The 17,338-nt window shown below is 70.3% G+C and carries 15 protein-coding genes and 2 tRNA genes; 3 read left to right on the forward strand and 14 right to left on the reverse strand.

Going from position 1 to position 17,338, the window contains the following annotated elements:
* Positions 1 to 118: 118 nt before the first annotated feature.
* From ugpA to HPY23_RS03385, 11 genes are all read right to left on the reverse strand, one after another.
* Positions 119 to 1,003: a sn-glycerol-3-phosphate ABC transporter permease UgpA gene (gene ugpA / locus HPY23_RS03340; protein ID WP_060849794.1), complete on the reverse strand. Its 885-nt coding sequence runs from the start codon at positions 1,001 to 1,003 to the stop codon at positions 119 to 121.
* 4 nt (positions 1,004 to 1,007) lie between these two features.
* Complete coding sequence (gene ugpB, locus HPY23_RS03345) at positions 1,008 to 2,327, reverse strand: sn-glycerol-3-phosphate ABC transporter substrate-binding protein UgpB (protein ID WP_060849795.1); 1,320 nt, start codon at positions 2,325 to 2,327, stop codon at positions 1,008 to 1,010.
* 386 nt (positions 2,328 to 2,713) lie between these two features.
* Positions 2,714 to 4,390 carry a thiamine pyrophosphate-binding protein gene (locus HPY23_RS03350; protein ID WP_091882658.1) on the reverse strand — a complete coding sequence of 559 codons (1,677 nt, stop codon included), beginning with the start codon at positions 4,388 to 4,390 and terminating at the stop codon, positions 2,714 to 2,716.
* 345 nt (positions 4,391 to 4,735) lie between these two features.
* Positions 4,736 to 5,908 carry a CaiB/BaiF CoA transferase family protein gene (locus tag HPY23_RS03355; RefSeq protein ID WP_091882655.1) on the reverse strand — a complete coding sequence of 391 codons (1,173 nt, stop codon included), beginning with the start codon at positions 5,906 to 5,908 and terminating at the stop codon, positions 4,736 to 4,738.
* Between the two features lie 127 nt (positions 5,909 to 6,035).
* Positions 6,036 to 7,088, reverse strand: a complete 1,053-nt coding sequence (locus tag HPY23_RS03360; protein WP_091882652.1) for an ABC transporter ATP-binding protein — start codon at positions 7,086 to 7,088, stop codon at positions 6,036 to 6,038.
* A gap of 28 nt (positions 7,089 to 7,116) precedes the next feature.
* Positions 7,117 to 7,959, reverse strand: coding sequence for a sn-glycerol-3-phosphate ABC transporter permease UgpE (ugpE, locus tag HPY23_RS03365; RefSeq protein WP_060849799.1), 843 nt, complete (start codon positions 7,957 to 7,959; stop codon positions 7,117 to 7,119).
* 171 nt (positions 7,960 to 8,130) lie between these two features.
* Positions 8,131 to 9,132 (reverse strand): adenosine kinase, encoded by a 1,002-nt coding sequence (locus HPY23_RS03370; RefSeq protein WP_091882649.1) that lies wholly within the window; start codon positions 9,130 to 9,132, stop codon positions 8,131 to 8,133.
* Between the two features lie 72 nt (positions 9,133 to 9,204).
* Positions 9,205 to 9,756, reverse strand: a complete 552-nt coding sequence (locus HPY23_RS03375; protein WP_236012633.1) for a Uma2 family endonuclease — start codon at positions 9,754 to 9,756, stop codon at positions 9,205 to 9,207.
* Positions 9,757 to 9,805: 49 nt separating this feature from the next.
* On the reverse strand, positions 9,806 to 10,033 hold the full coding sequence (locus tag HPY23_RS33820) for a hypothetical protein (protein WP_329618801.1): 228 nt from the start codon (positions 10,031 to 10,033) through the stop codon (positions 9,806 to 9,808).
* Positions 9,922 to 10,356: a Uma2 family endonuclease gene (locus tag HPY23_RS03380; protein ID WP_334318849.1), complete on the reverse strand. Its 435-nt coding sequence runs from the start codon at positions 10,354 to 10,356 to the stop codon at positions 9,922 to 9,924. Before HPY23_RS03380 ends, HPY23_RS33820 begins: the two co-directional genes overlap by 112 nt.
* Before the next feature lie 21 nt (positions 10,357 to 10,377).
* Positions 10,378 to 10,689, reverse strand: a complete 312-nt coding sequence (locus HPY23_RS03385) for a hypothetical protein (protein ID WP_091882646.1) — start codon at positions 10,687 to 10,689, stop codon at positions 10,378 to 10,380.
* 148 nt (positions 10,690 to 10,837) lie between these two features.
* Here HPY23_RS03385 and HPY23_RS03390 point away from each other — a divergent pair, with 148 nt between their 5' ends.
* Positions 10,838 to 11,746: a protein-methionine-sulfoxide reductase heme-binding subunit MsrQ gene (locus HPY23_RS03390; protein ID WP_091882643.1), complete on the forward strand. Its 909-nt coding sequence runs from the start codon at positions 10,838 to 10,840 to the stop codon at positions 11,744 to 11,746.
* A gap of 336 nt (positions 11,747 to 12,082) precedes the next feature.
* Here HPY23_RS03390 and HPY23_RS03395 read toward each other — a convergent pair.
* The 3 genes from HPY23_RS03395 to HPY23_RS03405 form a co-directional block, all read right to left on the reverse strand.
* Positions 12,083 to 12,158, reverse strand: a tRNA-Phe gene (locus HPY23_RS03395).
* 85 nt (positions 12,159 to 12,243) lie between these two features.
* Positions 12,244 to 12,319: transfer RNA gene (locus tag HPY23_RS03400), tRNA-Phe, on the reverse strand.
* 105 nt (positions 12,320 to 12,424) lie between these two features.
* A complete protein-coding gene (locus tag HPY23_RS03405) occupies positions 12,425 to 14,863 on the reverse strand; it encodes a type IA DNA topoisomerase (RefSeq protein ID WP_175539861.1) in 2,439 nt (812 codons plus the stop codon).
* 490 nt (positions 14,864 to 15,353) lie between these two features.
* Here HPY23_RS03405 and HPY23_RS03410 point away from each other — a divergent pair, with 490 nt between their 5' ends.
* A complete protein-coding gene (locus HPY23_RS03410; RefSeq protein WP_060849805.1) occupies positions 15,354 to 16,343 on the forward strand; it encodes an ArsR/SmtB family transcription factor in 990 nt (329 codons plus the stop codon).
* Between the two features lie 33 nt (positions 16,344 to 16,376).
* Positions 16,377 to 17,291 carry a methylenetetrahydrofolate reductase [NAD(P)H] gene (gene metF / locus HPY23_RS03415; RefSeq protein ID WP_091745344.1) on the forward strand — a complete coding sequence of 305 codons (915 nt, stop codon included), beginning with the start codon at positions 16,377 to 16,379 and terminating at the stop codon, positions 17,289 to 17,291.
* Positions 17,292 to 17,338 lie beyond the last annotated feature (47 nt).

Here is a 17,338-nt window from a genome sequence, read left to right on the forward strand (position 1 = left end):
CGGGAGCAGGGTGCCGCGCGCCTTTCTTGTCCGGATCGTCGTGCGTCCGATCGCGGGCGCCGCGCCGTCCTCGCGGCGGCGTCATACGGGTTCCGGAAGCGATCTTCCGGAAACCGTATCAGTACGCCACCCTCTTCTCGACGTAGCGGAACTGGATCGCGGTGAGCCCGATCACGATCGCCATCAGCACCACCGACTGCGCCGCCGAGCCGCCGAGGTCGGCGCCGATGCGGCCGTCCTGGTAGACCTTGTAGACCAGCGTCTGGGTCGCCCGGCCGGGGCCGCCATGGGTCAGCACGTCGATGACGCCGAACGTCTCGCAGAAGGCGTAAACGACGTTGACCACCATCAGGAAGAACGTGGTCGGCGAGAGCAGCGGGAAGATGATGGTCCAGAACCGCCGGGCCGGGCCGGCGCCGTCGATCGCCGCCGCCTCGATCACGCTGCCGGGGATCGCCTGGAGGCCGGCGAGGAAGAACAGGAAGTTGTAGGAGACCTGCTTCCAGGCCGCCGCCATCACCACCAGGATCATGGCGTGGTTCCCGTCCAGCAGCGGGTTCCACGGGATGCCGATCTGGTTGAGGCCGCGCGCGATCAGCCCGAGGCCGGGCTGGAACAGGAAGCCGAACAGCACGCCCGCTACCGCCGGCGCCACCGCGTAGGGCCAGATCAGCAGGGTCCTGTAGATCCCCGAGCCCCGGATCTCCCGGTCCGCCATCGTGGCGAGGAGCAGCGCGAAGCCGAGGGAAAGCCCCGCCACCGCCGCGGCGAAGACCAGCGTGGTGACGAGAGCCTGGTAATAGGCCGGGTCCGTGAACAGGGCCCGGTAGTTCTCGAACCAGACGAACTCGGTCGAGAGCCCGAACGCGTCCTGCATCTGGAACGACTGCCAGACCGCCTGCACCGCCGGCCAGTAGAAGAACAGGCCGACGATGAGGAGCTGCGGCGCGATCAGCGCCGCCGGCAGCAGCCGGCCTCCGAAGGTGACGCGTTCGGGACCCATGATGTTACCGTCCGGCCTGCTTCTCGAACTGGCGCAGCATCGCGTTGCCGCGGGTCGCCGCCTCGTCGAGGCCTTGCTTCGCCGTCTTCTTGCCGGCCAGCGTCGCCTCGATCTCTTCGGCCCACAGGTCGCGCATCTGCGGCAGGTTGCCGAGACGCAGGCCGCGGGAGTTCTCGGTCGGCGGCTTGTTGGTCAGCTCCTTGATCGGCGTCTCGAGGGCCGGGTTCTTGTCGTAGAAGCCGTCCGCCTTCGACTTCTCGTAGGCCGCCTTGGTGATCGGCATGTAGCCGGTGGTCTGGTGCAGCTTCGCCTGCCGGTCGGTGTCCGACAGGAAGGTGAAGAACTTCGCCACGCCCTTGTACTCGTCGGGCTTCTTGCCGCCCATCACCCACAGCGAGGCGCCGCCGATGATGCTGTTCTGCGGCGCGCCCGGCACGTCGGGATAGTAGGGCATCGGCGCCGAGGCCCAGGCGAACTTGGCCGCGCCCTTGACGTTGCCGTAGGAGCCCGACGAGCCGAACATGATCGGGCACTCGCCGGCGGTGAAGCGGCCGAAGCCGCTGTCGTAGCGACCCGAATAGTCGAAGCTCTTGTCCTTCTGCGCCTCGGCGAGGTTGGCGAGGTGCTTGACCTGGAGCGGGCCGTTGATCTCGAGCGTGGTGTCGAGCCCGTCCATGCCGTTGGCCTTGGTGGCCACCGGCACGTTGTGCCAGGCCGAGAGCTGCTCGATGTTGAGCCAGGTGACCCAGGTGGTCGAGAAGCCGCAATTCGGGAAGCCGTTCTGCGTCAGCTTCTTGGCCGCCGCGAACAGGTCCGGCCAGGTTTTCGGCGGCTCGGAGAGGCCGATGGCCTTCAGGGCGTCGAGGTTGGCCCACATCACCATCGACGACGAGTTGAACGGGAACGAGAGCATCTCGCCCTTGGTCGTCGAGTAGTAGCCGGTGATCGCCGGCAGGTAGGCGTTCGGGTCGAACGGCTCGCCGGCATCCTTCATCAGCTGGTAGACGGGCTTCACCGCGCCCTTGGCCGACATCATCGTGGCGGTGCCGACCTCGAACACCTGCATGATGTGCGGCGCGGTGCCGGCGCGGAACGCGGCGATGCCGGCATTCAGCGTCTCGCCGTAATTGCCCTTGTAGGTCGGCACGACCTTGTAGTCGCTCTGGCTCGCGTTGAACTCGTCGGCGAGGCGGTTGACGGCGTCGTTGTTGGCGCCCGTCATCGCGTGCCACCATTGCAGCTCGGTGACGGCGAGCGCCGGGGTCGCGGCCAGCGCCAGGCCTAAGCCCGCGAGCGCGATGCGAATGGTCGGGGTGGGGGCCATCGGGTTGTCGTCTCCTCGTGTGCGGCCCCTCATGCGGGGCCCGCGTGACACTCCGACGACAGGCGCCGGGGGTGACGCGGTCCGCACCGTCTCCAGCGGCGGGCAGCTTGTTAGTAGCTGGCTAAGCACAGCCGGGAGCGGGGGACAAGGGAGGTTGTGAGGACTGCGACCCCGCCGGTGCCGTTCTCCGGATCATCCTACCCACGACCTCATCCTGAGGTGCCGGGCGATCGGAGATCGCTTGGCCTCGAAGGAGGTCTCCAGGGATCGCCGAGACTTCTGGAGCCCTCCTTCGAGGTCAGTCGATCCTTGATCGCGTGCGATCTGCGATTGCCAACACCTCAGGATGAGGTTGCGGGTCGGATGGGGACCTCGGCGTCGACGCGTCAGGACCGCTTCCGGTCCCGCAAGGCCTGGATCGTCGTGGTCGGGGTGATCGCCTCGGGGTCGGTCGGGCAGTGCAGGATCGCCGGCAGGCCGGAGGCGAGCGCCCGCGCCAGGGCCGCCGGAAAGTCCTCGGTACGCTCGACCCGCTCGCCGTAGCCGCCGAAGGCGGTGGCGTAGGCGGCGAAATCGGGGTTCTTGAGCGCGGTGCCGGAGACGCGGCCGGGATATTCGCGCTCCTGGTGCATCCGGATCGTGCCGTACATCCCGTTGTCGACCAGGATGACGATCACCGGCAGCCCGTACTGCACGGCGGTGGCGAATTCCTGCCCGTTCATCAGGAAGTCGCCGTCGCCCGAGACGACGACCACGGTGCGCTCGGGGAGCAGCCGCTTGGCGCCGATGGCAGCGGGCACGCCGTAGCCCATCGAGCCCGAGGTCGGGGCGAGCTGGCCGTCATGCGACCGGAACGGCCAGAAGCGGTGGACCCAGGTGGCGAAGTTGCCCGCACCGTTGCACAGGATCGCGTCGGCCGGCAGCGCCTCGCGTAAGACCGCCATCACGCCGCCCATCTGGAGCGTGCCGGGGGTGGTGATCCGGGTGGGATCGCTCCAATCGAGGTAATCGGCATGCAGGGCCTCGGTGCCGGCGGCCCAGGGCAGGGCACGGGGCGGCTGCACCGTCTCGATCGCCGCCGCGAAGGCGGTCGGGCTCGCGTTGATGGCGAGCGCCGGGCTGTAGACGCGGCCGAGCTCTTCCGGGTCCGGGTGGACGTGGACGAGGGTCTGGCGCGGTCCCGGAATGTCGAGGAGCGTGTAGCCCTGCGAGGGGATCTCCGACAGCCGCCCGCCGACGACGAGCAGGAGATCGGCTTCCTTGATCCGGGCCAGCAGCTTCGGGTTGACGCCCAGCCCGAGATCGCCGGCGTAGCAGCGGTGATCGGCCGAGAAATGGCCCTGGCGCCGGAACGAGCAGGCGACGGGAAGCGAGAATAGGTCGGCAAAGCGCGAGAAGCGCCGCACGGCCTCCGCCGACCAGCGGCTGCCGCCGAGGATCGCGAAGGGTTTTTCCGCCTGCCCCAGCAGGTTCTGCAGGGCGACCATCTGGGCGAGCGCCGGATGGGTCTCGACCGGCCGGAAGGCGGGAGCGTCCGGGACAGTCGCGGTCTCGACCAGCATGTCCTCGGGCAGCGCGATCACCACCGGGCCGGGCCGGCCGGCGGTGGCGACGTGGAAGGCGCGGGCGATCAGCTCGGGGAGGCGCTCGGCGCTGTCGATCTCCGTCACCCACTTGGCGATGGTGCCGAACACCGCCCGGTAATCGAGTTCCTGGAACGCCTCGCGCTCGCGGGCCGCCCGCTCGATCTGGCCGACGAACAGGATCATCGGGGTCGAATCCTGCTTGGCGATGTGCAGGCCGGGCGAGGCGTTGGTGGCGCCGGGACCGCGGGTGACGAAGCAGATCCCGGGCTTGCCCGTGAGCTTGCCGTGCGCCTCCGCCATCATGGCGGCCCCGCCCTCCTGCCGGCAGACGGTGAGGCGGATCTGCGCGTCGTGCAGCGCGTCGAGCACCGCGAGGTAGCTCTCGCCGGGGATGCAGAAGATGTCGCCGACGCCATGGCGGGCGAGCTGGTCCACCAGGATCTGCCCGCCGGTGCGGGGGCGGGGGGCGTCGGTCATGGGCGTGTCCTCCGGTGGTCTCTCAAGGCCCGGCTCAGTGCTGGTGGCGGCTCGTCCTGCTTGCAACCTCATCCTGAGGTGCGAGTGAAACGAGTCTCGAAGGAGGGCTCCAGATCACCCTGACATATCTGGAGCCCTCCTTCGAGGTCAGCCGATCTCTGATCGACTGAAACCTTAGAGCGCGTCACGATCGCGTTACAATCGCGAATCTCTCTAAGTCTTTGTTTTGTCGCGTTTTCTTTGACGAGTCGGCATCCACTTCGTCGGAAAATGCTCTAGAATGAGGTCAAGGGTGGGAGAGAGAGCAGCATCACGCGCGGCCCGTTTTTTGGAATCGGGACGGGCTCACCCGCCCCAGGCCGGATCGGCCAGCACGCTCTGCGTATGGTCCCCCACCTGCGGCGAGGCGGTCTCGGCCGCCATCGGCACGCCGTCGATGACGATCGGCGAGCGCACGCTCGGGATCGTGCCGCCCTTGGCGCGCGGATCGGGAAGGTCGAGGCGCATCCCGCGATGGACCACCTGCGGGTCCGAGAAGACCTCGGCGAGGTCGTTGATCGGACCGACCGGCACGTTGACGGCGCCGAGCCGCGCCAGGAGGTCGGCCTTGGTGTGGCGGCCGGTCTCGGCCGCGATGAGCGGGATCAGCACGTCGCGCCGGGTCACCCGGCCCGGATTGGTGGAATAGTCCGGGTCGAGGTGCCAGGTGGTGCCGAGCACGCCGCAGAACTTCTGGAACTGCCCGTCGTTGCCGCAGGCGACGATGATGTGGCCGTCCGACGTCGGGAAGACCTGGTAGGGGACGATGCTGGTATGCTCGTTGCCCATCCGGGGCGGCAGCATCCCGGAGACGAGGTAGACCAGCGCCTGGTTGCCGAGCACCGAGACCTGCGTGTCGAGGAGCGCCATGTCGATGTGGCAGCCCTTCCCCGTCGCGTGCCGGCCCTGGAGCGCGGCGAGGATCGCCACCGTGCCGTAGACCCCGGTGAACACGTCCGCGAAGGCGACCGCGGTCTTGACCGGCTCGCCCTCGGGCTCGCCGGTGAGCGACATGATTCCGCCCAGCCCCTGGACCATGAAGTCGTAGCCGGCGCGGGGCGCGTAGGGCCCGTCCTGGCCGAAGCCGGTGACCGAGCAGGTGATCAGCCGCGGGTTGAGGGCGCTCAGGGCCTCGTGGTCGAGGCCGTACTTCTTCAGGCCGCCGACCTTGAAGTTCTCGATCACCACGTCGGCGTGGGCGGCGAGCTTGCGCACCACGGCCTGGCCCTCGTCTGTCTCGAAATCGGCCGCGACCGAGCGCTTGCCGCGGTTCGTCGAGTGGAAGTACGAGGCCGAGAGCGTTTCGCCGTCGGCGCCCTCGACGAAGGGCGGGCCCCAGGTCCGGGTGTCGTCGCCGACGACCGGCCGCTCGACCTTGACCACGTCGGCGCCGAGATCCGCCAGGAGCTGCCCGATCCAGGGACCGGCTAGGATGCGGGCGAGTTCGAGCACCTTGATGCCGGCGAGGGGTTTGTGCACGAAGACCGAGCCTCCCGTTGGCGCGCCTCCCGTTGACGGGATGACGCCTAAGATCCCGCTTCTGCGGAATCGCGTTCCGCCTGCATACGCCGAAGCTTAGGCGGCGGGAAAGGCCGCCGGCCTCCGGTCAGCCCTGCGCCAGCCGCCGCCCGGTGGCGGGGTCGAACAGGTGGAGCGCGCTTGCGTCGATCGCGAGCCGCACCGTATCGCCCTCCTGCGTGGCGGAGCCGGCGGGCACCTGCACCGCCACGTCGGTGCCGGCGAGCGGCCCGTGCAGCAGGCGCGTGGCGCCGAGCTCCTCGACGAAGGCGACCCGGAACGGCAGCCCGTCCTCGGCGATCCGCAGGTCCTCGGGCCGGATGCCGGCCTCGACGGCGGTGCCGGGGGTGAGGCCGGCGACCGGGACCACCGTCCCGTCGATCCGCACGCCGCCGTCCACGGCCTCGGCGGACAGGATGTTCATCGGCGGCGAGCCCATGAAGGTCGCGACGTAGCGGGTGGCCGGGCGGCGGTAGATCTCGATCGGGGTGCCGACCTGCTCGATCTGGCCGCCGTTCATCACCACCAGCCGGTCGGCCATGGTCATCGCCTCGACCTGATCGTGGGTGACGTAGACCGTGGTGACGCCGAGCTGGCGCTGCAGGCGGCGGATCTCCACCCGCATCTGCACGCGCAGCTTGGCGTCGAGGTTCGACAAGGGCTCGTCGAACAGGAAGACCTGGGGCTTGCGCACGATCGCCCGCCCCATGGCGACGCGCTGGCGCTGGCCGCCCGAGAGCTGGCGCGGATAGCGCGTCAGCATCGCCTCGAGGCCGAGCAGCCGCGCGGCGTCCGTCACCCGGGTCTCGATCTCGGCCTTCGGCGTGCCGCGGTTGCGCAACCCGTAGGCGAGGTTGTCGTAGACGCGCATGTGGGGATAGAGCGCGTAGTTCTGGAACACCATCGCGATGTCGCGGTCGGCCGGCTCGACGTCGTTGACGACGCGTCCGCCGATGGTGATCGCCCCCGAGGTCACGGTCTCGAGGCCGGCGATCATCCGCAGCACCGTGGACTTGCCGCAGCCCGAAGGTCCGACGAGGACGCAGAAGGCACCGTCCGGCACGTCGAGGGAGACGCCGCGCACCGCGTCGACGCCGCCGGAATAGGTCTTGCGCAGGGTGTCGAGGGCGAGGCCGGCCATCAGGGGCGTCCGATCGTCGGGAAAGAGGTCACTTCTCGGTCTCCACCAGGCCGCGCACGAACAGCTTCTGCATCGCGAACACCACCACGACCGGCGGCAGCATCGCCAGCACGGCGGTCGCCATCACGATCTGCCACTCGGTGAGCTGGTCGGTGATCGAGGTCATCTTGCGCAGCCCGATCACCACCGTCTGCATGTCGTCGCGGGTGGTGACCAGCAGCGGCCAGAGGTACTGGTTCCAGCCGTACAGGAACTGGATCACGAACAGGGCCGCCATCGTGGTGCGCGAGAGCGGCAGCAGGGTGTCGAGGAAGAACCGCACCGGCCCGGCCCCGTCGATGCGGGAGGCCTCGACGAGCTCGTTCGGCACCGTGAGGAAGAACTGGCGAAACAGCAGGGTCGCGGTCGCCGAGGCGATCAGCGGCAGGGCGAGGCCCGCGTAGGTGTCGAGGAGCTGGAGGTCGGCCGCGACCTTGTAGGTCGGGTAGATGCGGACCTCGACCGGCAGCATCAGGGTGACGAAGATCGCCCAGAAGGCGGTCTGCCGGAACGGAAACTTGAAGTAGATCAGCGCGTAGGCCGAGAGCAGCGAGATCGAGATCTTGCCGAGCGCGATGGCGAGCGCCATGATCGTGCTGTTGACCAGCATCAGCCCGACCGGCGCGCCGGCCATGCCGGATTCGGTGAGCGCCCGCCGGTAGGTCTCGAGCCCGTGCGAGCCGGGCCAGAGCGGCATCTGGCCGTTGGCGATGGTGGCGGCGTCGTGCGTCGAGCCGATCAGCGCGAGGTAGACCGGGAAGACCACGATCCCGACCCCGAGGCAGAGCACGAGGTGCGGGATCAGGTTGCCGAAGCGGCGGTTCTCGACCAACGGGCCGCTCCCTGGCGGATGGTTTCTTGAGTTCCGGTGCCGCACGCGCGTGACGGGCGTGCGACGATCGGGAGCCCGATGCGCCGCCGACTGTCGTTGCCGCGCCGGCTTAGCATCGCTGCGAAGCCGGCTTAGCATCGGTCAAGCTCTGACGGAAGCGCCGCCCGTCCGTCAGACCTTCAACCCGGCCTGAGCGGCGAGCGCCTTGAGGTCTCCCTGCGGCCGGGCGCCGAGATGCGAGATGATCTCCGCCGCCGCGACCGCGCCGAGGCGGGCGCAATCGGCATGGTCGAGGCCGCGGGCGAGGCCGGCGAGGAAGCCCGCCGCGAACAGGTCGCCTGCGCCGGTGGTGTCGACCACCTCGCGCACCGGCGAGGCCGGCACGGACTTCGTCTCGTCGCCCGAGACCACCAGCGCACCCTCTTCCGAGCGGGTGACGACGCCGAGGAGGTTCTTCTCCTGGCGCAGGGCCGCCAGCGCCGTGTCGGCGTCGGCGGTCTGGTACAGGCTCTTCAGCTCGTGGATGTTGGCGAACAGGATGTCGAGGCTGCCGTCGCGGATGAGACCCAGGAACTCGTCGCGGTAGCGGTCGACGCAGAACGCGTCCGACAGGGTGAGCGCCACCTTGTTGCCGGCGCCGTGCGCGATCTTCGCCGCCTTGCGGAACGCCTCCTTGGCGGCCGGCGGGTCCCACAGGTAGCCCTCGAGGTAGACGTGGCGGGCGCTCCGCACCGTCTCCTCGTCGACGTCCGAGGCCGAGAGGCCCTGGCAGGCGCCGAGATAGGTGTTCATGGTGCGCTCGCCGTCCGGCGTCACCAGCACGAAGCAGCGGGCCGTCGCCGGGCCCTCGCTCGCCGGGGCGACGTCGAAGCGGACGCCGGTGGCGGTGAGGTCGTGGGCGAAGAGGCGTCCGAGCTCGTCGTCGCGCACCTTGCCGACGAAGCCCGCCCGCGCGCCGAGGAGCGCCGCGCCCACCGCCGTGTTGGCGCCCGAGCCGCCCGAGATGATCGTGGCCTGGCCCATCACCTGGAACAGGTGCTCGGCCCGCGCCTCGTCGATGAGCTGCATCGCACCCTTGTGCACGCCCTCGCGCACCAGGAAGGCCTCGTCGGTACGGGCCATCACGTCGACGATGGCATTGCCGAGGACGAGGAGGTCGAGGGAGGCGGTCATGCAGGGGCTCGTGCGGGGAAGAGGATGCCCGCGCCTGTCGCATCCGCTACCGGGAGGGTCAAGCGCGGGGCTTCAGGGCTCCTCGAACAGTGCCGGGACGGAGAGTTCGAGGCCCGGCGGATCGAGCCTCAGGGAGCCGTCCTGCAGGAAGGCAGTGTCGATCCCGTTGCCGGTGCGGCGGTGGTGGACGACCGTGCGGCGATCGGGATCGATCATCAGGTAGTGGTGGATGCTCGGCACCTTGAAGTAACCGACGAGCTTCTCGCTCGCATCGATCCGGCGGGTGCTGGGAGACAGGACCTCGACGACGATGACCGGATTCTTCACCTCGATCGCATCGGGGTCGATGCGCGGGCCGCAATAGATCAAAGCATCCGGCTCGTAGGCGGTGTGGGCGTTGATGCGGACGGTCATCCCGTCCGGCATCGCCCGGCATGTGATGCCGGCGGCGCGTATGGCACCGCGCAGAGCGTCGAAAACGGCGACGCGTGTGTCCGCATGCTGTGCGCGCTCGGCTGCCATCGAGAACACCTCGCCTTGCACGAGCTCGTATCGTCCGGGATTCGCCTCGCTCCAGGCGAGGTACTCGTCCACGTTCATGCGCGTCTGCGGATGCGGCTTCATCGCGTCGAACCTGTCGATAGATCCTTGCCCCGGCATCGTAGCACGCCGGTCAGCGCGTGCCGAAGAGGTCGTCCACCGCGAGCACGATCCCGGGCGGGTCGAGCGACAGGCTCCCCTCGCTCACGATCCGGGTCTCGATCGCCGCGCCGGCGCGGCGATGATGGATCAGGCCGGGGCGCCGCGGATCGACCAGCAGAGAATGCACGACGCTCGGCAGCAGGACGTAGCCCGCGAGCTTCGCCCCCGCATCGACCGACCGGGTTCCCGGCGACAGCACCTCGCCACGATCACCGGCGGAGGCGCCTCGACCGCGTCGGGGTCCATCCGGGGGCCGCAATCGACGAGCGCATCCGGCTCGGAGGCCGTCCGGGCGTCGATGCGGACGGTCACGCCGTCCGGCAGCATCTCGCAGGACGAGCCGAGCGCCCTCAGGCCGCGATCGAGGGCGGACTGGACGGCGAACCTGACCCGGGCGTGACGCGCCCGCTCCGGCGCCCTCGCGAAGACCTCGCCGTCGACGAGTTCGTGACGGCCCGGAACCGTCGCGCTCCAGGCGAGGAACGCGTCGACATCCATGCGGGCTTGCGGCGGGCCGGCCATGGGCGCGAGCCCACCACGCCGTCACTGCAGCGACTGCATCTCGCAATTCGCGTAGGCGACGCTGCCGTCGGCGTAGGCCTTGAGCTTGCGGGCATAGGCCTCGGCGCTCGTGCGGAACGGGGCGAGCTGCGCGTTGTAGGCCTTGATCCCGTCGTTGTAGGTGTAGGCCTCCCAGCCCGGGCAGCCGCCCTTGGCGTCGAGGCAGGCGGGCTTCTGCGGCAGGGCGGGCTTGACCGGCTTCTCGCTCGCCAGCGGCGGCGTCGGGGCGGTGCAGGCGGCGTGTGCGGCCGGTGCTACGAGGAGAAGGAGGGCGGCGAGGGCGGTGCGCGGCACGGCGGATCTCCACGGGGTGCCGCCTCTCACGCCATCGTGTGGCCGGCGGCCCGGGTCAAACCGGTGCTCGCGGCTTATCTGTGGCGCATCTCGCACTGCACCCGGTTCCCGCATGACCGTCCAACCTCGGATCGCCGATCCCCGCCCGATGCCGTCCCGCCAAGCTGGCCGTCCTGCCGCCCGCGCCGTCTCATGGCCGTGGCTCGACCGCGCCGGCCGCCTGTCGCGGTTCAAGCTCGCGGTCTTCCTGCTCGCGCTGGCGCCCGGCCTGTGGTTCACGGCGGCCTACGCCCTCGACCGGCTCGGCGCCAAGCCGCTCACCGCCTACCTGCACGCCATGGGCGACTGGTCGGTGCGGTTCCTGATCCTCTCGTTGGCGATCACGCCGATGCGGCGCATCGCCAATGCGCCCAAGCTCATCCTGGTGCGGCGGATGCTGGGGCTCACCGCGCTCGCCTACGCGCTATTTCACTTCACGCTCTACATCGCCGACCAGAAGTTCGACCTGGCCCGGGTGGCGAGCGAGATCATCTTCCGCATCTATCTCACCATCGGGTTCGCCGGTCTGCTCGGGCTCGTGGTGCTCGGTGTCACCTCGACGGACGGGATGATCCGCCGCCTCGGCAAGGCCTGGCCGCGGCTGCACCGGCTGGTCTACCCGCTCACCGCGCTGGCGCTGCTGCACTTCTTCCTGCAATCGAAGATCGACGTCTCGAACCCGGTCTACTGGAGCGGGCTCTTCCTCGCCCTGATGGGCTGGCGCCTGATGCACCGCTTCAAGGTGCCGACCGCGCCGCTGCCGCTCCTGGGGCTCAGCGTGGCCGCCGGCCTCGCGACGGCGGGGCTGGAGGCGCTGTGGTATGCGCTCGCCACCGGTGTGCCGGCCTCGGCCGTCCTCTCCGCCAACCTCGACTTCGCCTACGACGTGCGCCCGGCCTGGTGGGTGTTCGCCACCGTGATCCTGATCGTGCCGCTGAACCTGTGGCAGAACCGGACGGCGTCGGGCGGCACGGGGTCGGCGGCGAAGGGGTCGGTGGGGCGGCCGGCGAGGGCATGATGGACTTAGATCTGACGAACCTGAGCCTGTCGATCTCGCCGGAAGACCTGATATCCTCTGCGTCATCCCGGGGCCGCGCAGCGGAACCCGGGATCCATAAACGCTGACGGTTCAGGGTGAGGCGGAGCGATCTTCGCCTCTTTCTTCCATGTCGGCGGCTATGGATCCCGGGTTCTCGTCTTCGACGAGCCCCAGGATGACGGGGAGGGGATGATGACGATGGCTCGACTTGCTTGAGGACGCCGAGCCATCATCCATTGAAGCGAACGCAAGCGCATGAAAGCTTGGTCAGCTTACTTGCCAGCATCGACTGAATGTTCAAGATATTCGAAGGAATGGTGCCCGGGGACGGAGTCGAACCGCCGACACTGCGATTTTCAGTCGCATGCTCTACCAACTGAGCTACCCGGGCGCACCGGCCGCGCGATGGCGACAGACCAAGCACCACAGATCGTCCTCTATCGAGGACAGCACCACCTGCGTCAGGGACGGGAAAGTGGTGCCCGGGGACGGAGTCGAACCGCCGACACTGCGATTTTCAGTCGCATGCTCTACCAACTGAGCTACCCGGGCCCGCCGGCTGCGTGGGGCAGCGGCGTTGAGCGGCGGTATAGAGACGCCCGGTTCGCCTGTCCAGCCGTCTCGTGCGGGCGCGCGGGCGATTGTTTGCCGGCGCCCTCACGCCTCGGCGCGGCGTCGGCGCGGTGCGCGGCCTGGGCTCGCGGCCGCGCGCGGGCCCCGGGCCTTCTTGGCAGGTGCCTTCTTGGCAGGGGCCTTCTTCGCCGGGGCCTCGCGGGCAGGGGCCTTGCCGCCGCGCGACCCGTCCCCGCCCGCATGGGCGTCGAGGAAGGCGCGGCAGGCGGCGAAGTCGGTTTCGATCTCGGGCGGCAGCCCCTCCATCCGCTTCTCGCGGGCGAGCGAGGCGGCGAAGCGCAGCATCGCCGGGGTCGGCGGGCGGGTCGCCCCATCGCCGGCCGGGCTCCCGGCCTCCGTCCCGCTCTTCTCTGCCCCGATCTTGGGGCCCGCATGGGTGTTGAGGAAGACCCGGCAGGCGCCGACCTCGCGGGTCGCCTCCGGGGGGAGGGGGATGCCCTTTCGGGCGGCGAGCGACCTGGCGAACGCCACCATCGCGGCGGTCGGCGCGCGGCCGCCGCGGGGCGGGGCCTCGGCGTCCACCTCCAGGCGATCGGCCCCCGAGACCGCTCCGATCAGCGCCTCGACCCGCTCGCGGGTGCGCTGGCGGAAGGCCTCGGCCCGGCGGACGGCCTCCGCCTTCGTCGTCGCCCGGCCGATCTCGGCCAGTTCCGATTCGAACACCGCCCGCCCGACCGGGTCGCCGTAGGCCGGAAACACCCGGCGCACCGCGGAGACGAAGGCGAGGCCCACCTCCGTCACGGTGATCGCCGGGTCCTTGCCCTTGAGCAGCGTGACGTAGTGGCTCTTCATCAGCTTCGGCAGCACCGCGTCGCGGGTGGCGGCGGTGCCCAGCCCCTTCGGCTCGGTCGGGTTGGCGGGGTTCTCGAGCGCCCGCTTCAGGGCCGGGTCCTCGATCTGGTCGATGAGGCGACCCATCACCACCGGCAACTCGCCCCGGGTGATGCGCCGCGGCGGCTCGGTCCGGGCGGTCTCGATCGTCGGGTCGCCGCCGGTGCCGGCCTCGCCGTCGCGCACCGGAGGCAGCCGCCCGGTGGTCGGCTCGTCGTCGGCCTTGGCCTTGCCGGGCACCACCTCGTCCTCGTCGGCCTCGGTGCCGTAGAGGGCGCGCCAGCCCGGCACCTTCACCACGCTGCCGGTGATGACGAAGCGCTTTTGCCCGAGCGGCGTCGCGACCTCGGCCGTCACCGTGGTGCGGGCGTCGATCCCGTCGGCCATGTGGGCGGCGAGGAAGTTCTTGGCGACGAGCAGCCACAGCCGCAGCGCTTCCGGCGCCACGTCGCCCGGGCCCGGCACCTTGCGCAGGGGCACGATGGCGTGGTGCTCGCCCGGATCCTTGACGTAGTGGCCCTTCGGCCCGCGGCGGATCTGCGGCGTCGCCGGATTGTGGGCCGTGAGGTCCTTGTCGGCCACCGCGATCGCCGCCAGCACCGCGGCGGCGTCCTTGGCTTGCGACTCCGGCAGATGCACCGATTCGGTGCGGGGATAGCTGAGATAGCCCTTGTCGTAGAGCGCCTGCGCATGGCGCGCGGTCACCTGCGGGTCCCAGCCGAAGCGCTTGGCGCAGGCGCGCGCCAGCGTGTCCTTGGAGAAGAGCTTGGGCGGTGCCCGCCGCACGTCCTTCTGCACCACCGCGAGCGGGCCGGCCCAGCCCGCGGCGGCGTCGCGGATCGTCTCGGCGTCCGCGATCTCGAAGATCTTGTCCTTCGGCGCGTGCCAGAGCGTCAGGCGCGCGCCGCTCTCCGTCGTCACCGGCAGGGCGATCTTGTAGAAGTCGCGCGGCACGAAGGTGCGGATGCGCTCCTCGAGATCGGCCAGGATGGCGAGCGTCGGCGTCTGCACCCCGCCGAAGCGCCAGGGCTCGCGGAAGGCCGGCGGGCGCAGGCGCAGGGACACCGCCCGGGTGCCGTTGAGGCCGAGATGCCAGTCCTCGTATTGCCGGCACAGAGCCTCGAGATAGGCGGCGTAATCGCGCTCGCCGGAATCGTCCTCACGCGCCAGCAGCCCGAAGGCGCGGCGGATCGAGATCTCGTCCAGCGCCCCGAGCCGCAGCCGGTCGACCCGGCCGCGCCAGCCGAGGTGCTCCAGCACCTCCCAGGCGATCATCGAGCCCTCCCGGCCCGGATCGGTGGCGATGATCACCCGCTCGACCCCGGAGAGCGCCTGGCGGATCGCCGCGAGCTTCGGCGCGTGCGACTGGCCCGAGCGGCCGTGACCGGGGGCGACCGGCAGCCGCTCCATGGCGATCGGCAGCGCGTCGAAGCGCCAGGGCTTCCAGTCCGGCCGGATCTCCCCGGGCTCGGCCACCTCCAGCAGGTGCCCCTCGGCCGCGACGCAGACCGTGCTGGGCGAGCGGAAGAACCGCTGCACCTGGCGCATCGCCGAGGGCTTCTCGAAGAAGAACAGCGTCTTGCCGCGAGGATTCGTGCCGGAGGACGAGCCGGGGGAGGTGGCCTGCGCCATGGCAGCGGGACGCTCCTGGGCGGGCGGAGAGGCCCGAACGAAGCGGGAACATAATGGAGTGGCCCGGGGTCGGTCAACGCGGGGCATCGCGAAAAGAAAGGGCGCGGGCTTCTCCTCTCCCCGCCCGCGGGGAGAGGGCCGCTGACCCCTTGTCGGGTCAGCGGCAAGCAGAGGCGCAGCCGCAGCGAGGGTGAGGGGGTCTCAACGAGTGAGGCACCTCCGGAAACACCCCCTCACCCTCGCGCTTCGCGCTACCTTCGCCCCCAGCAAGGGGGGCGAAGGCCTCTCCCCGCCCGCGGGGAGAGGGGAAACCCGGCGCCACGCCGTTCCCCAGACGGCTCTTCCCCGAATGAGCGCAGCTCTCGGCTCCGCACTCGTGGGATTCACCCTCTCCGCCACGATCCCGTCCGCGAAACGCCGCTTGCACCCTGTGCATTCCTCACATAAAGATATCTTTATGTTTCGCATTGGAGGCGAGGAGCCCGACGACATGACCGCCACCGTCCCCTTCGCCGACGCCCTGGGCGTGCTGCGCGCCGCGGCGGAGGAGACGCGTCTGCGCATCCTGGTGCTGCTCGGCGACGGCGAATTGTCGGTCTCGGACCTCACCGACATCCTGGGCCAGTCGCAGCCGCGGATCTCCCGCCACCTCAAGCTCCTGGTCGAGGCCGGGCTGGTGGTGCGCCACCGCGAGGGCGCCTGGGCGTTCTTCCGCCTGCGCGAGGGCGTGGCGGGCCTGGTCGCGCCGCTCATCGCCGCCCTCGACGGCACGGCGCCGCCGCTCTCCGAGGACCGGGCCCGGCTCCAGGCGGTGCGGGCCCAGCGCGCCGACGCCGCCCAGACGTTCTTCGCCCGGCTGGCCCCGCAATGGGACCGGGTGCGCTCGCTCCACGTGCCGGAGGCCACCGTCGAGGCGGCGGTGCTCGACGTGCTCGGGGGCGGCCCGATCGGCAGCCTCGTCGATCTCGGCACCGGCACCGGGCGGATGCTCGGGCTGCTGGCGCCGCGGGCCGCGAAGGCGACCGGGCTGGACGCCAACCACGCCATGCTGTCGGTCGCCCGCGCCAACCTGGAGCGCCAGGGCCTGACCCGGATCGACCTGCGCCAGGGCGACATCCACGCGCCGCCCTTCGGCCGGGCGAGCTTCGACCTCGTGCTGATCCACCAGGTGCTGCACTACCTCGACGATCCCGCCCGGGCGCTGCGCGAGGCCGCCCGCCTCGTCGCGCCCGGCGGTCGCCTCCTCGTCGTCGATTTCGCGCCGCACAACCTCGAGTTCCTGCGGGCCGACGAGGCCCATCGCCGCCTCGGCTTCGCCGCCGAGCAGGTGTCGGGCTGGCTGTCCGAGGCCGGGCTCGCCGACGTGCGGCTGCGCCATCTCGCGCCCTCCGGGGGCGCGGAGCACCAGCTCACCGTGACGCTCTGGCTCGCCCATCACGTGCAGGCGGCCTCCGGGATGCCCGACCGCGCCGTCGCCTGAAGATCCGCCATCATCCTTTCGCCGAGGCCGCCGATGTACCCCACCGCCTTCCGCCCGAGCCGCGAGAGCCGCCGCCCGATCCGGGTATCGTTCGAGTTCTTCCCGCCCAAGACCCCCGAGATGGAGGCGACCCTGTGGTCGTCGATCGAGCGCCTGGCGCCGCTCGGCCCCAGCTTCGTCTCGGTGACCTACGGCGCCGGCGGCTCGACCCGCGAGCGCACCCACAACACCGTGTCGCGCCTGGTGCGCGAGACCGAGCTGAAGCCCGCCGCCCACCTCACCTGCGTGGCCGCCACCAAGGGCGAGGTCGACGATGTGGTGCGCGCCTACCACGAGGCCGGCGTGCGCCACATCGTGGCCCTGCGCGGCGACCCGGCGGACGGGGTCGGCACCGCCTACACGGCGCATCCGGGCGGCTACGAGCGCTCCTGCGACCTCGTCGCCGGCATCAAGCGCATCGGCGACTTCGAGGTCTCGGTCTCGGCCTATCCGGAGCGCCACCCCGAGGCCGGTTCCCTCGACCAGGACCTCGACGCGCTGAAGGCCAAGGTCGATTGCGGCGCCGACCGCGCCATCAGCCAGTTCTTCTTCGACAACGACCTGTTCTTCCGCTACCTCGACCGGGTGCAGTCGCGGGGGATCGACATCCCGATCATCCCCGGCATCCTGCCGGTGCAGAACTTCAAGCAGGCCGCGAACTTCGCCCGCCGTACCGGCGCCTCGGTGCCGGACTGGCTCGCCGCCCGCTTCGAGGGGCTGGAGGACGACGTCGCCACCCGCAAGCTGGTGGCCGCGGCGGTCGCCGCCGAGCAGGTGCTCGACCTCGTCGACCGCGGCGTCACCGACTTCCACTTCTACACCATGAACCGCGCCGACCTCGTCTACGCGATCTGCCACTTGCTGGGCTTGCGTGCGGCGCCGGCGGCGGCGGAGAAGGCGGCGGCCTGATCCCCGGACGTCTCGACATCGCTGACAGTCTTCCGGGCCGCATGACG

This window comes from Methylobacterium ajmalii, from assembly GCF_016613415.1.
Taxonomy (GTDB): Bacteria; Pseudomonadota; Alphaproteobacteria; order Rhizobiales; family Beijerinckiaceae; genus Methylobacterium; species Methylobacterium ajmalii.